Annotated in this window: 7 protein-coding genes and 1 pseudogene; all 8 read right to left on the reverse strand. The window is 40.0% G+C overall.

The genetic code is table 11. The features are described from left to right. Window positions 1-6,039: an SdrD B-like domain-containing protein gene (locus B9T26_RS07595; RefSeq protein WP_086199116.1), complete on the reverse strand. Its 6,039-nt coding sequence runs from the start codon at window positions 6,037-6,039 to the stop codon at window positions 1-3. Window positions 6,040-6,134: 95 nt separating this feature from the next. After that, on the reverse strand, window positions 6,135-9,002 hold the full coding sequence (locus tag B9T26_RS07600; RefSeq protein WP_086199117.1) for an isopeptide-forming domain-containing fimbrial protein: 2,868 nt from the start codon (window positions 9,000-9,002) through the stop codon (window positions 6,135-6,137). A gap of 42 nt (window positions 9,003-9,044) precedes the next feature. Then, window positions 9,045-9,548, reverse strand: coding sequence for a hypothetical protein (locus tag B9T26_RS07605; RefSeq protein ID WP_227518786.1), 504 nt, complete (start codon window positions 9,546-9,548; stop codon window positions 9,045-9,047). Between the two features lie 419 nt (window positions 9,549-9,967). After that, window positions 9,968-10,719: pseudogene (locus tag B9T26_RS07610) on the reverse strand (IS5 family transposase). Window positions 10,720-10,765: 46 nt separating this feature from the next. Then, window positions 10,766-11,110 (reverse strand): DUF3325 family protein, encoded by a 345-nt coding sequence (locus B9T26_RS15990; RefSeq protein WP_086199119.1) that lies wholly within the window; start codon window positions 11,108-11,110, stop codon window positions 10,766-10,768. After that, complete coding sequence (locus B9T26_RS07620; RefSeq protein ID WP_086199120.1) at window positions 11,107-12,624, reverse strand: PepSY-associated TM helix domain-containing protein; 1,518 nt, start codon at window positions 12,622-12,624, stop codon at window positions 11,107-11,109. The genes B9T26_RS15990 and B9T26_RS07620 overlap by 4 nt, the downstream gene beginning before the upstream one ends. Next, window positions 12,625-12,909, reverse strand: a complete 285-nt coding sequence (locus tag B9T26_RS07625) for a hypothetical protein (RefSeq protein WP_086199121.1) — start codon at window positions 12,907-12,909, stop codon at window positions 12,625-12,627. It abuts the gene before it with no gap. Between the two features lie 73 nt (window positions 12,910-12,982). After that, window positions 12,983-15,178 carry a TonB-dependent receptor gene (locus B9T26_RS07630; protein ID WP_086199122.1) on the reverse strand — a complete coding sequence of 732 codons (2,196 nt, stop codon included), beginning with the start codon at window positions 15,176-15,178 and terminating at the stop codon, window positions 12,983-12,985. Window positions 15,179-15,277 lie beyond the last annotated feature (99 nt).

Genomic DNA, 15,277 nt, shown 5'->3' on the forward strand with positions numbered 1-15,277 from the left:
TTACTGCCCCTGCCCTGGTTCTAAAGAAAAGTTTGTATGGGCTGAGCGACGACCAAATAAGTCTTCATCAAACTTGAATCTAAAACGTAAATACGCACCTTGTCCGGTAGAACTGGTATTGGCTAGTTCATCATCCTGATAACCCAAGAAGTTATAACCTGCAGATAACCATAAATTCGTTGTCACTAAATATCCGAATTCAGCGCCAAGCAAATAACGTGATCCAGTGCCTCGGTTTGCCCACAGCACACCGGTTTGCAAGCTCGCATCCCAACGTTCATTGATGTCATACAGCACACGACCACTGACTAACTGGGTCAATGCCGTACTGCGCACATCGTATTCATCCAAGACAGACCATTTTGCTGCATATTGACCGGACAAGGTCACTGGACGCGAAGGATGCCAGTTAACATGGGTTGAACTGACATAAGATGTCCGTTTGAACTCTGCTTCTAAGTCCGTCGCGTTATTTTCATAGTAATGTTCAACTTTAGAGAGCACATCCAGTTTATTTTGATCAAAGTCACGCCATGCCATTCCTAACTGGAAACGGTTTCTTAAATGATCGCCTTGTTCAGCCGCCTTATTGTTTACAAAGTTCAAGGTGTTTTTCGTCAAAATCGTCATGCGCTCATTCAACTTGTGCGCATAACCTAGGGTGCTGATCAAGGTATTTGATTGATCCGAACGACGACCTTCCAAACGTGTCATCGCTTTCCAGTCTTTTGGAGCTAAATATTCCAGCCCGAATGTAGCAGCAGTTGAATCATTGCCATCATTTTCCGGATTTTTAGAAAGTGTTTTAACTTGCTCAAAACTGGTGCTCAAATAGACCTGAGGCATAATTTGCCAACGATTACGCAAACCTAAAGCAGCCTCGGCTTCACGATTACTCATACCATCAGCCACACGATATTCACTAAAAGCAGAACCATCTTTCATATAGTTACTGCTAATACCCAAAACCGTACTATTGGTTTCTTCGGTGGTATTTAACGAATACAGGCCATCAATGGAAGAAATTACTTCATGGCGTGCATACACATCTGTATTTGGCAGAACTTTCACCGTTCCGCCTAAAGCCACAACTTGTTTTTCTGAATTGGCAATATCTTGCTCATATTCGGCAAAAACACTTGCACCTTTCCATGGAAGTTTAGCGGTAAATTTTACTCTGGCAGTGGTACCGTTATAGGTTCCCATGTTTTCTGTTGCTTTGGTTGCAGCATCCTGAGTTTCATCGTAATGACGTAAACCGAACTCTACAGCAAGCATTTTAAAGAAATTCCGCTCAATACTTGCTGCGAGTCCGGTACGTGTACCATGATTGTTTTGATCTTCTGTACGGATCGCTTCTATACGTGCCAAGCCTACGTTGGCAATCGGCATCGAAGCTTTAATACCGCTTTCCATGCGCCCGGCACTAATGGTTGCAGCATCGTTTTGAAAGCCATCTTGTGCTTGTTGATGATAAACACGAAGATTTCCAGCACTTGGCGTATATTCAAATTCAACACGTGCTGCTGTCCCGCTGTCTTTACTACCAGTGGGTTCGCTGTTGATTTGGGTTATTTGATCATCTTCAGCATGGGTATTTTTCGATTGGGCAACTTCAGCAATCAGTTTGCCATGCTGACCAATTTTAATGACGCTATTCACACTGGCGATTTGTTCTTCTTTTAAAGGATCATTGCTTTGAACAAAAGAACCACCAAATTTTAAATGACTCTTTACTGCATAACTGAAGCTCACCCCACCCACTTGGTATTCTTCACCAATGTCATCTGCTTCTACAGTAATGCGTACATAGTTCGGGTTCAGGTCTGCATCTACACTTGCCACAGCCTCTTTTAAATAGATGCTGTTGCTGTATGTATCGACCTCATAATCAACAAAGCGAGTCAGGGTTTGACGTGAAATAATCAACCCGGGATTATTACGGTCACGTGTTAAGATCTCGACTTTTTCACTATTTTCAAGAATCTGGTCATTGCTGATTGCACCCAGGCTATAGGGACCAGAAATACCGATGGCACGATTTTCAGTCACCACCTGACGTGATTTGGTTTCAGCACCAAATGCAGCAACTTGAAGTCTATCTCCCTCATGTCCCAGTTTCAGACCGGTTAATGAACGGTTATATTGGCCTAAAGAGAGTCCCTCATCTTTTTCAGTCCGAGTCACATAGTCCCCATACATGGCATAGGAACGGCCTTTATCTACCCGTACGTAGAGTTTACTGGTGGATTGTGCTTCGAAGCCTTTTGCTGCTGCGTCACCATAAACCGGGTAATATTCATCGGGTTGAATATCACGAAATAATCGTTGATTTGAGCTTTTATCTGAGTCATAGGCTAAGGTGAGCAGATAATCCCCTTTCACTTTACCTTTCAGAAAGAGTGCCGCCCGTCCATTCAGGCTGGTCTGATTGCCCCAATCTGCAACTTCATTCAGTTGTTCTTCGAAGCCATCATTGCGGGTCACGCTATGCAATTTATTGCCATCAAAGTTATTGAAGTTAATTGACCCTTCAACTAAACCCACAGCAATCAATGGACGCAAATCTGCCAAGAACTGTATGTCAGTTTCTTGTTTCAATACACCACTACTCACACGCAACTTGCCACGCCCCGGCGCATTGGGTGCAAGTACAGGAATGACCATTTCCCCACCTTCAATAAAGGTTTGGATGCCTGGTTCATTTGGATTTAAATCCGGTAAATTGATGAGTCCGATATCACTTTCTAAAGTAATACTGGTGCGTGTTGCAATCTTCACGCCATCTTTATCATGTAAGCGAAGAATCAGTGCTAAAACATCTTTGCCATTCGCTGTAGCAGTCGCGGTGCCATGCTCAAGCTGTAACTGATGCATTTCTCCGGGAACAACCACTTGAATTTGCTGGCTTTCACGGACATTGCCCATGAAATCGAGTTGTTCAACTCGGATCTCGTTTTTACCCGTATTCAGCTCTACTCCAACAAACTCTTTGCCTTGCTTTTGTTGATCGGCCAAAACAGACAATTTACCCAGCCGTTTTTCAGATACAGCTTGACCATTAATCAATACACGCTGATTGGCACCTGCCATGCCCTGAACTTGAATCGTTGTCTGTGCAAAAGGCAGGATTTGGCCATCTTTTAAATTGAGGATACTTAAAGCATTGTTGTCACTACGCTTCAAATGCTCCTCAAGATCGACCAATACCGGCGGCTTAACCGGATCAATTGCCAACTGTTTATCTTTAGCAATATCCTTTTGGTTCTTATCTAGAATACACGTTTGATCATGATCATTGGCTAAGCAACCGCTGGTGTTGTCTGAACGGGTACTTTTTTCTATATAGCTTGGCGTATCAATAGAGAGTTGCTTATTGATCGCTTTTTCCAAGTTTAAATTATGGCTATTAATTTTTTCCTGACGCTGTTTGATCGTATTGATCAATGGTGCAGAACATGCGCCTGCTTGATCTGCCATCGCAAAATCAGCGCGATGCAGTTCGCCACGTTTTACATCAACAAAACGACTTGAAGGATCACCTGCATTTCGATTGGATTGAGTCACCAATTCTACACCTGCCGGCAAGGTGGTACGATCCAGTTTTAGTACATGTGTCTTGGGTGAAACGCCATAAAAGTCATACTTCCCTTCGCTGTCAGTAATGACATAACTGCCATCTTCCATGTACAGACGCACACCTGGAACACCTAATTCACCTTTGTCTTGCATGCCGTTACGATTGCAATCGGTATACACTTTACCAATCACAAAAGCATCTGAACTGAATACGCCCGGACGCACTTTTACTTTGGCTTGCGCTTCGTTTGAAGTCACACTTTTACTGACTGCACGTGCACGGTTAATGCCATCACCATTGAGGGCATTCGGACCCACCAGCACTCTATATTCAATTTTAGCCGTGGCATTCACTGCCAGATCACCCAAACCTAAAGTCAAATAAGGCCCTTTACCGCCTTCTGGATCTGAAACAGGCTTACCATTAACCCGCATGGTATTCGGAACATAACTGAATCCGCGCGGTAAGGTATCTTGAACTTTAACATCCTGAGCAATAGCATCACCCTGATTATTTACGGTGATGCTGTAATTGGTGAAATCCCCCAATTCAACACTGCTGTCCAAAGCCACTTTTTTCACCATCAGGCTCTGACCTGAACTCAATGGATCAATAGGAATATCAATATTCAGTGCCGGACTGGTTAAATCGAGTTTAAAACTACGTCCATATGAATAGTCTGCATCCACCGCAGTAATGCCAAATGCATTAAAAGAACTGATTGGGTACAGATTTTGGTCACTGCTAAATTGATAGCTCTTCCCATTGATTGGAGATGAGGTATCCACCAAGAAAATGTATTCCCCTGGCATCACAAATGGATAAATGAATTCTCCATTGGCATTGGTTAGCTGCTCTGCCGGAATTGTTCCAGTCATTTGTCCAGAAGCATCTTGACCAAAAGCAATGTTTGCGCCTACAGGTACGCCATTTTTATCGGCTAAAATGACCCGTGCATTGGCGACAGGTTTTCCAGTTTTTGCATTAAATACAATGCCATAAGGATCAATCAAAAGATCAGTCGAAATATTCGGATTCGGTGTATTGGTACTGTTTCCATTTTCATCCAGACAATCAATAATTGTTGCCGTTACTTGGTCACGGCGTACCGTTTGCAAAATCTGATCTGCGGTATTGGGTGTTGTGCCATCCCAAACGGCGGTATCGACTTTAAAATGGAAGATCCCGCTATTCGCTTCGGATTCTTTTCCGTTGACGTATAAAAAGTCTCCGGTCAGCTTTGATTTAACCAAAATTTTCACTTGGTCTTGCTGATGTGAAGCATTACAAATGGCAGCATTGGCTTTCAGATAAACTGGCTCATTGACCTTCGCTGTTTTAATAACATTATGATAATCGGGCGTCGTGCCATCCAGCGTTGCATCTGCGGCTTCAACCACCGTTTGCACTAAATCTGATGGGGTTTTTCTTGATTGATTGGTAACGCTATTCCATGAAAATAAATAGGCCTGATTTTTCAAAACGCTATAGCTTAAATTAGCAGTTGTTTTTACTTTCAGGGTAATTTTGCTTTCTTGTCCTGCTGGAAAATTTTTATAGCCGACAACTGCATGACCAATATTATTCTTATTGGTTGGTGGTGTTGTGGTATAGACGCCTTCATTCAATTTATAAAGTACGCTTGCCCCAGCCGTATTCACTGAAACATCATCATATACGGTATTGCCTGGCAGTGGATCTTCCACAATAATCCATTCACTTTGCAGTCCATCCACATTGACGGAAAGCGGTGCAATAGGTAAGTTACCGTTATTTTTAACCGTTAAGGTATAAGTCAGGGCTTCCTGAACGCCTTTATACTGGATCTTGGTTTTATCTACAGCTTTATGAATATTTAATTGCGGCACAACCACTGTAACAGGATCTTCAACTGTACTGCTGGGCTGTGAACCTTCCTGAATTTTTGCCGTTACAGGAATTTTAAGCTGTGTATTATTGGGTGTATCTTTTGAGGTTTCTGCAAGCACCCATAAATATACTTTTTCACCAGGTTTAAGCACGATACCGTCTGTGATGAGCTTATCTAAATTTGTCTCAAATTGATTATTGCCGTTATCTAAATAAATACGCACATTAGATAAATGACTTGTATTTTCTGTGCTCAGTTTGAATGTTGCTTGAGTATTACTTAAGTTCACCAGTTCATTGAACCAATACACCGTCGTGCCAGCTTCAACCACTTTTTGAACATCTGGAGACAGCTTCAGTGCATATAATTCTGAAATCTGAACTTCAACTTTATTTGATTGTGTTTCTTTTAAATGGAGTAATCCATCAGCGCCTATAATTTCATACTTTGCATAGGCAATATTGGGAATAATGGTGCCAGCATTTGGCATACTTGTAGTCGCTGCATGTCCATGTTGAGCAAAAAATAAAGCTGACGCGAGCGCAGACAACGACAATGCATCGACTTTTTTATTGATTGCCTTTTTCATTGACAAGCCCCGAAACAAATAAAAATTAAAACAAATGATAAAAAATCAGTATCACCTCCCTTTCGAAAAAGGGAGATGATAAGTTTAAAAATTAATTATTTGCCATCATCGACTTTGACATTGAACTGCAAAGTTGCATTTTGTGCGGATGTTAGATTACCGGCTACATATTTGATTTTGTCACGGCCTGTTACAACATCTGGACCAACTGTAATACCTGTATTACTTGGAGCTGCTGTTCCCACTCCACCTAATGCCGAGCCTTGTGTTAATGTGGTGTAGCTTGGTACAACATCGGAGATAACGACATTCTTCGCTTCAGCACTTCCCACATTTGTCGCAGTCACTTTATAGAATACACAATCACCAGGTTTTGCAGTTTTTGGATCAGTTGAGTAACTGCTTGGTGTAGAACCACATACACCAACAGCTTGTAATTTACTTACAGTAACTGCACCGGTGTTGACTGTAGTCAAATCATTGACAAAGACAGCCGTTGGGGCATTGGCTAAAGTATCCGGTGTAATTTTGATATTCGAGATATAGCTTGTACCGTCAGTTGCCGTTGCAGAAGCTTCGACTTTTACCAAGATTTTGACAGATTCACCTTGTTGCAGGCCTGCTATATGTGTAGATGTACCGCTATTTGTTGACAATAATGTTTGCAGTGACGTTGCTGTTACAGAGTCATTAATTAAAATATCACCTGTATCTAACTTCCCATCACGGTTGACATCAAAATATGCAGAAACCTTCTCACCATTGCCAGAATCTGTCACAGTTAACTTCAAGGTCTTTGTGGTTAAAGCTTCCGTCACGTTACCTGTATTGGTTAAGGTATGAACATAAACAATCGTACCACCCGGTGCAACTTGGCCTTCTTGATCTTGAACAAAACTCAACTTACGTTGCTCATTTACGGTTACACCGTAAAGAATTTCATCGCTCGTTTTTGTTGCCGGTGAATAAACACCCACTTTGATTTGCTGAGCAATGTTCGTTGCTGGCGCACCTGCTGGAGGCGTTACTTTCAAGCAGAATTGGCTATTATCAGTATTATTTGCCTGAATGCTGCCTGAGTTAGTAATTGGCTCACCGGTGCATAAACCAGTAACTGGGTCTTTCTTATAGACTGCAGCAACCCAGCCATCAGGAATACCAGATACTGTAATATTGTAGTTATCTGCGATGTTACCCTTATTACGGATTGTCACGTCAAACTCTACAGGAACAGCAGGGTTCGTAGATTTAGAATCTTTTACCGTACCATCGTTAGCACCAGTACCTAACTCTGAACCACCTTTGGTTGGAATAGTGGTTAAATCGACCTTATTTAAGGTATTACCATTAATAATTAATTTAATGCTGTCAGATGTACCCGCATTTACAGATGTGCTGACTAATTTTAAACCAGCCGGATTTAACAATACTTGTCCAGTGGGTAAAGTCACTTTGACCACAAATGCCAAATTAGCATTCGCAGGTATTGGACCTGTATCTAAAATGCCATCTGCTTTACTGCTTGTAACTAATGTCGAACCGTCTGCTTTATAAAGAGTTACTACTGAGCCAGCTGGCAATGCATCATAAGTACCTGCTAGTGCAGCGCGATCAAATGTCAAATTAAATGTATCAGTACTATCGCCAGTGTTATGCACATAGATCACTTCACTGCCATTGTCTTTTTCAGCACCGGTACCAAAAAGGGTTGGTAAACCATCTTTAGCTGCTACCGTAATCGTATCATCGTACCCGACTACAGTCTGACCATCTTTAAAAGGATTCGCCACTGCATCATTGATTGACCCTTGATATTTACCAACAACCGTTACGATATTCGGGTTTGATGGAAATGTTGTTGGATCATTTTCTGGGGTTGATGGCAGAGTTCCTGGTGTAATTGGCGTATTACTTGGATCCTTACCATCTGGATCTGCGTAAGCAGTGTTTTTGATAACATCACCACTTTTTGCACCAGCTTTTACAGTGACATCAAACGTCAATGTAAACAATTGGCCAGGCGATAAAGTTGGCATTTTTAAATATACATTTTGACCATTTTGCTGGAAGTCTGCATTTACAATTGATTCTGTTGCAGCACCATCACTTAAACCAACATTATTTAACTTTGCAGAAGCTGCAACATATACTAAGCCGTCAGGTAATTTATCGAAAATTACAGCATCTGTTGCTGCTGCATTACCGGTATTCTTAAAGGTTAATGTATAAGTAAATTTACTGGCATTGTTACTGCTATCTGTCGCCTGAATTGCAGACACACTCGCAGCCTTTGTCAGTTCAATAACAGCGCCTTCTGTAATTAAGGTTCTATCTGTATTGGATTTTGACTTCTCTGGAATACTATTATTATAAATACTGTCTGAAGAACTTGATGTTGCAGTTAATGTAAAGTGATCCCAACCACCTGTTGTTGCTGTATTTGGAGTGGTAACAACCACAACTAACCCAACTGACTCTTGAGCTTTTAACTCAATTTTATCAGTTACTTTTAACGCAACATCACTATCTGGTATACCATCTTTATTGGTGTCCAAGAAAACTTTGTATGAATTATAATCAAACTCGGTACCAGCCGTTGGTGTTGAACCAAAGCTACCCGCTGCTGCCGTTAAGTTTGCTAAAGATACAGTAAATGAATCTAATCCATTACCCGTGTTCGTCAAGATATGTGAATAACTGACCTTACTATTTTTAGTTGTAGACTTAATCTGCTTATCAGTAGTTAACGTAAAACTACCCACTTGAGCAACTGTAGTCACAACTAAATTAGAATTTACTGAGCGCTCTACGCCCGCACTATCTGTATAAGTTGCACTTGCAGCATTACTAATTACAGCATTTGCTGGTGTCGTTGCCGCGATTGCAGAACTACCAAAGAATGACACCCCACCGACAACTGCCAAGGCAGTCGCGATTTTACTTAATTGAAAACGTTGTTTCATAAGAAAACTCAACAATAAAGACGTTTAAACGACTAGAAAAATTTATTTAGAAGCATTGACACGGACTTGGGCTGAAACCGTAACTTTCTGTTTTGGTTTCAACTCGCTGACATTCCATTGCAATGCACGATATTCACGCAGTGGAACATTGACTTTTTTGCCATTTTCAATTCGAGTGAGCGGTGCTTTAGCAAAGCTTTTCCCGTCTAAAGAGGCATACGTATTCTGGGGAGCGCTTTCGCCGGTGTAAGTGACATATGCCGGAAGCGGTAAGTTCAATTTCAAATTTTTTAAGCTATTTGCAGAAACATTTGAGTAATCAACTCGATATTCCAAAACAGAATTTGGTTTGACCTGATCAGTTGCTTTTAACTCTTTTTGTACTTTTTGTTTTGCTTCAACTTGAAATACCTTCATCTCAGCAACTAAAGGTTGGGTATTTACTGCAGCTGAATGTGCAGCTCCCATGATCGATAGAGACGATAAAAAAAGTAAAACTGATTTGCTGTTACTAGACATGGAAATCTTCTTCTTTACATTAATCATGTATATATTTACATAAATAATAAAAAAAGACACAAAAAAATGCGAACTAGTTGGTATTTTTTTATAGAAAGAATGAAATATCACACTTTTCCACTGTTGATTAAAGCGACTTTATAACTGTTAAAACAAGAAAGAATGAAACAGAAAATTTATCCATCAAAGGCTAAAATAAAACCCTATACCTATGAATATATTATTTTTTTATAATTTAAATACAGACCTAATCTTAATAAAAACAGCATCCATTTAGAGCATGAAAAGGCCCATCAAAAGTGAAGGATATAGGTATAAAATTTAGTCACTATTCACTAATTTCAACGATAAACTTCCAATCGACTTTGTTGCACAAACCTATTCTTAAGGGTTTATCCAGCAATATAATTTCGCAATGATCTTGTTAAAATGGTTATGACGTGTCCTCATTTGGCTTTACACCAAATAAACATGCAAGCAATGTAAATCATAGACTGATAATTTCGTGCAAGCTTATCAAATCGAGTTGCAATCGCTCGAAAATGTTTCAACCTTGCAAATGCATTCTCAACTAAATGCCTTAATCGATATAGATATTTATCAAATTCTTTATTTAATCTTTTACTATTTGATCTCATTGGAATAATTGGGATCATATTCTTATTTTTAATCAATATTCTGATCCCCTCAGCATCATATCCCTTATCTGCAATTAAATAATCTGCTTCTCCCACACTCTCTATCAATTGCTCTGCAACTTGACTATCGTGGAGTTGCCCCCCAGTGATTTTAAAATCAATCGGTAATCCATTCGCGTCGGTTGCAAGGTGTATTTTTGTTGTTCGACCACCACGAGATTGTCCAATTGCTCTTTCGAAACCATCCCGAGCTCCACTTGCATGCTGATGCACGCGTATTTAGCTTCCGTCAATGAATACCCATTCTTGATCCAAGACGCCTCGTAATCTAAAAAAAATTTATCCCACAATCCCTTACTTGCCCAACGTTTAAAACGATTATAAGCAGTTTGCCAAGGACAAAATTCTTGAGGAATATCCCGCCATGTCGCGCCTGTACGTAGTTTCCATAAGATAGCTTCCATGATATTTCTACTATTCTTTGAACAGTAGCAACCGTGCAATCGCATTGTGTCTTGAATTTGCTGCCAAATATTATCTGTTAAAAGAGTGCGTACCATTGAATAATATTGAAATACAAATAATTTGGAAGATTATTTTAAGTCTTTAAAATCCATTATATTTAGTTAATGCATATAATACAGATAAGAAAAATAAAAATATCCAAATTAAAAAAAACCATCGTTTAAAGTGATAGTACAATAAAAATTGTAAAAAAAATGCTGAAGTTATAATCAGGAAAATCCAGGTAATAATTCCTACAGAAAGACCATTATCCAGACAGTTCAGGTATAAAGAAATACCCAAAAAAATACATGAGAATATTTTTAACAAAGATTGAGTATAATGAAAGGTCAGGAAATTATAATTGAGTTTTTTCATTCCACTTTGACTGGTCATACAAAGCTGCATCATTGCAACCATTGCCCACGATATTGCAGCTAGACTCATTTAGCTACCTCACTCATCTTTATTTTCCTGAAATAATAACAAGCAAAAATATATCCTAGGGCTATAAACATAAATACAAGATCAACTCCTGCTACAGACCATTGCTGATGCAGCAATGTATTGAAGATGGAAGCTTGTGGAAATAGAAATATAGGACTGAATACCGTCATCAATAAAATAAAAGCGGTGAATATAAATGTCAAAATAATGGCTTTTTGCATTTTAACCAGCATCGGAATGATTAGAATTCCAATCCAGCTGATAAAAAATATGAATAACTCATACTGAATCCGATGTTCAAGATTGGCCAGTAAAATACGGTTAGCCAAAAAATACATGGCTGTTGCAAATGGCAAGCCCAGGAAGGTGAAATAATTAAGGTAACTGACCAGCTTATAACTTAATGTATGTTGCTGTTTAATGCGCTTCTTTTGCCATAATAAAGCGCCTGCTACCAGCATGATACAACCGACAAAACCTAAGCTGGCCAGCATCCATCTCATCCATTGATTGGCGTAATATCCCAAATGAATGCCATAAGTTGCCGAGCTAATTTGAGCGATAGGATGAAGATTTCTTTCGGGATTCAGATTCTTTCCAGTATTTGCTGAAAAAATAAATTGTGGATTATTGAACGTAATTAATTTTTTATATCCATAATCAAAAGTGATTAATGCTTGCGCAGTATTTGGATTTCTAACTTCAAATTTCTCCAAAGCAGCGCCATTACTCCCCTGTTGAGGTAATTGATGTGAGAATACAGCGAATTGTTTTAATTTAATACTTGAATCCGGTACCGGTTTTGGCGCATCGCTATACTGTATTTCACTGTAAAACTTTTTTATTCCATTCTCGCCATATTGTTGATTGATTCCCCAGGGCATGAGCAGATAGAAGAAAATCATGATCCCGGTAAAGGCCATAATTAAATAAAAAGGAAGTGTTACTACACCGGTAATATGATGTAAATCTAATAAGGTACGCTGCCCTTTAAAACTCCGGAATACAAAAAAATCTTTAATTATTTTTTTATGGGTGAATATCCCCGTTATTAATGCGATGAGAAATAGAACTCCTGTGATGACCACGAGCGTTCTACCCACTACATCGGGTAAGGGATAAAGACTGTAATGTAATTTAAAAAAGAAGTCGCCACCCAAACTTTCCCGACCCTCTGTTAAAATTAATCCTGTATACGGGTCTTGCAGTTTATGGGGTTTATTTGTTTGGTCTTGCCATTCTAAAACGTTAAAAGGCATTCGGGAATTGGCAAGATTAACTCGCCATCTTTTCGCTTCTGGGGCATGCGTATTTAAATAATCATAGGCAACTTGAGCCGATTCAAAAGAAGTGGGAGGCGCTTTTAAATATGAAAAAATTTCAGGTTTAGACCAGAGATTGATTTCCGTTCTGAAATAGGCAATAGACCCGGTAAAAAAAATAAGGAAAACTGACCACAATACAACGATACCCAACCAGCTGTGTAAAGTTGCCTGTACTTGGCGAAATTGCATTTAATGCTCTCCCATTTTTTTTATTATCCAGCAACTTAGCAATAAAATATAATTAAGATAATTGATCCTCTTTTGCCATAATTTAGAGGGAATACAAGGAACCAATACAATATAAAAAATCAGAAAAATAAAACTTAGGAGAACAGATAAATAGATATTTTCAGCTGTTGCAAAGGGTAAATAATCAGGCAAAACCCAAGATATCCATATGCTGTAGCCATAAGCTGCCAAGCAGGTATAAAAAATTTCTTGAATAGATAACCATTCTGGTTTCTGTTTATCCATTGGCGTTATCTTTCATCACATATCAAGAAGTGAAGGAGTATCTACACTGCTATAGATACTTCTTAGGTGAGTATTAATAATTAATGGTGTAGCTTAGGCCAAAAGTACGGCCTTCAGCAGGAATCGCTAATAAAGCGTTGCCATTGGTGACTGCTGCTTGTTGTGCAAATACGTTTTTGTACTGCTTGTCCCAGACATTATAGACACCCAAATCTACGCGGCCTTTTGCTACAGGGAAATGAGCCAAGACATCCATAGTGGTATAGCCTTTAATCTCTGCTGCACTATTACCATCAGTTAAACCTGCAGCTTTTAATGCCTGGTCATCTTTGTAGGCTTCGTCTGTGCCTTTAATGGCTTGCATTTGTGCACGCACACCATAACCTTGTTCATTATTCCATTCAGCAAATAGAGTGCCTTTCACCGGGGAGACTGCAAAAGCATTCAGTTCATGCCATTGATCAGCGGCATCTTTATATTGCCCGCGGGTATAACCCAAGGTACCGCCAACCTTATAGTTTTGCATAAATGGATAACTGATATTGGCCTCGGCACCATATACCCGTTGATCGGTATCGACCACATTTACTGAACGGTCAGAGTTGAACTGTACCACTTTATCAGAAGTGTTATAGAAACCGGTTAGACCCAAGTTTAAGCCTTGGTTCTGATTTAAGCGCCAACCCAATTCATAGCTGTTGACCGTGATCGGTGCAATACCTGAAGTCGTTAAGGTATAGGCAGCGACATCACGCAGCACCCGTTGCACATCGGGATAACTATAACCTTGTGAGAAGTTGGCATAAACTTGCTGCGCGTCTGTTAAATCATAGACTGCACCTAAATTGAATAGGAACTTATCCGAATCGGTAGAGTCAGCCGCCATTAAAGTAATCGGATTACGTGCGGTTAAATAACTGTCAGTGTCTGCCTGAACATATTGATAACGCACACCGGCCTGAATATTTAAACGATCCGTCAGTGCATAATCCCCTTGTAAAAATGTTCCAATATTCTGGATTTCTGTGTCCGGTCCAGAACCTTGTTTTTCACCTGTAGGGGTATAGACCAGACCATTATTACTTGGCGTATAAAAATCAGCCCACTGATGATCTTTTTCCCAGTCATAGTCCAGGCCATAAGTCAGTTTTAAATCTCGGTCTGCCACCTGCAGATCAGACTGAACGGTAGAGCGAATCCCTGCATAGTCCACATTGGATTGGCTTTGCTTCACATTCACGCCATCTTTTGAATACCCATAAGGTACAAAACGCGCTTTTTCATTCCGGTAATACGCTTCAACATTCAAAATTTGTCCCAGGAAATCCTGGTTTTGATATTGGGTATTAAACGCATAGCGTTCTGTAAAGGGTTGTTTATCCAAGCTCCAGCCTTTAATGGCTTTATAAGAAGGCTGAGTCCCGGTTTGCAGATAAGAATAGTCCGGGCCATATTCGGTATCTTGTTCATCTTTATAATATTGTGCGCCAAAACTTAAGCTTTGCTTGTCAGTTAAATTAAAGTTTAAACGACCATTTACATCGATGGTATCGGTATCCATGGTGCTGCCCTGCCAAGGGCTTAACGAAATACGGTCGCCTTTACCATCAAACTGCGAACCTCGGCTGGTATAATCTAACCCTAAAAAACCGTCCATTTTGTCATTATTAAATGAAGCCGTTTGCCCCACTTGATAAGCCAAACTGTCACCCCGGAAATTATCCGCCGATGTTAGACCTAACTTGGTTTGAAAGCTGACCGGTTTCGATTTATCGGCACGCTTGGTAATAATATTAATAATACCGCCTGTTGCCCCAGAACCATAAATACTGGTCGCACCCGAAACCACCTCAATATGATCAATCATATTCGGACTGATACTGTTGAGCTGACGCGCCACATCACGGGAACCCGTTTGCGACACACCGTCAATCAGCACCAATACATTACGTCCACGCATGGTCTGACCATAATTACTGGTGGTTCCACTGCTTGGTGCCAATGAAGGTACCAGCTGCGCCAAAACATCTGCGACTTTTCGACCCGCTCCGGCCTGTTGAGCAATTTCTTCACCCTGAATGGTTTGCACGGTTCCCGCAACTTCAGCAATTGTTTTAGGTGTACGGGTTGCTGTTACCACAATAGGAGAAAGCTTCATTGTTTTCTCCGAACTTTCCAGCTGCTTTGATGCAGGAACAGACTCATCTGCATACAAATATGAAGAAATAGCTACACTAAGAAAACACAGACTGAATTGAGATAGTCGCATTTTTTATGCCTTTAGACGAACATGAATGTTGGTGCAAATAATAATCATTATTATTTTCATTGTAAAACTTTTGTTTAAATATTTAATGATTTTTATGGT

Source organism: Acinetobacter sp. ANC 4169, from assembly GCF_002135355.1.
Taxonomy (GTDB): Bacteria; Pseudomonadota; Gammaproteobacteria; order Pseudomonadales; family Moraxellaceae; genus Acinetobacter.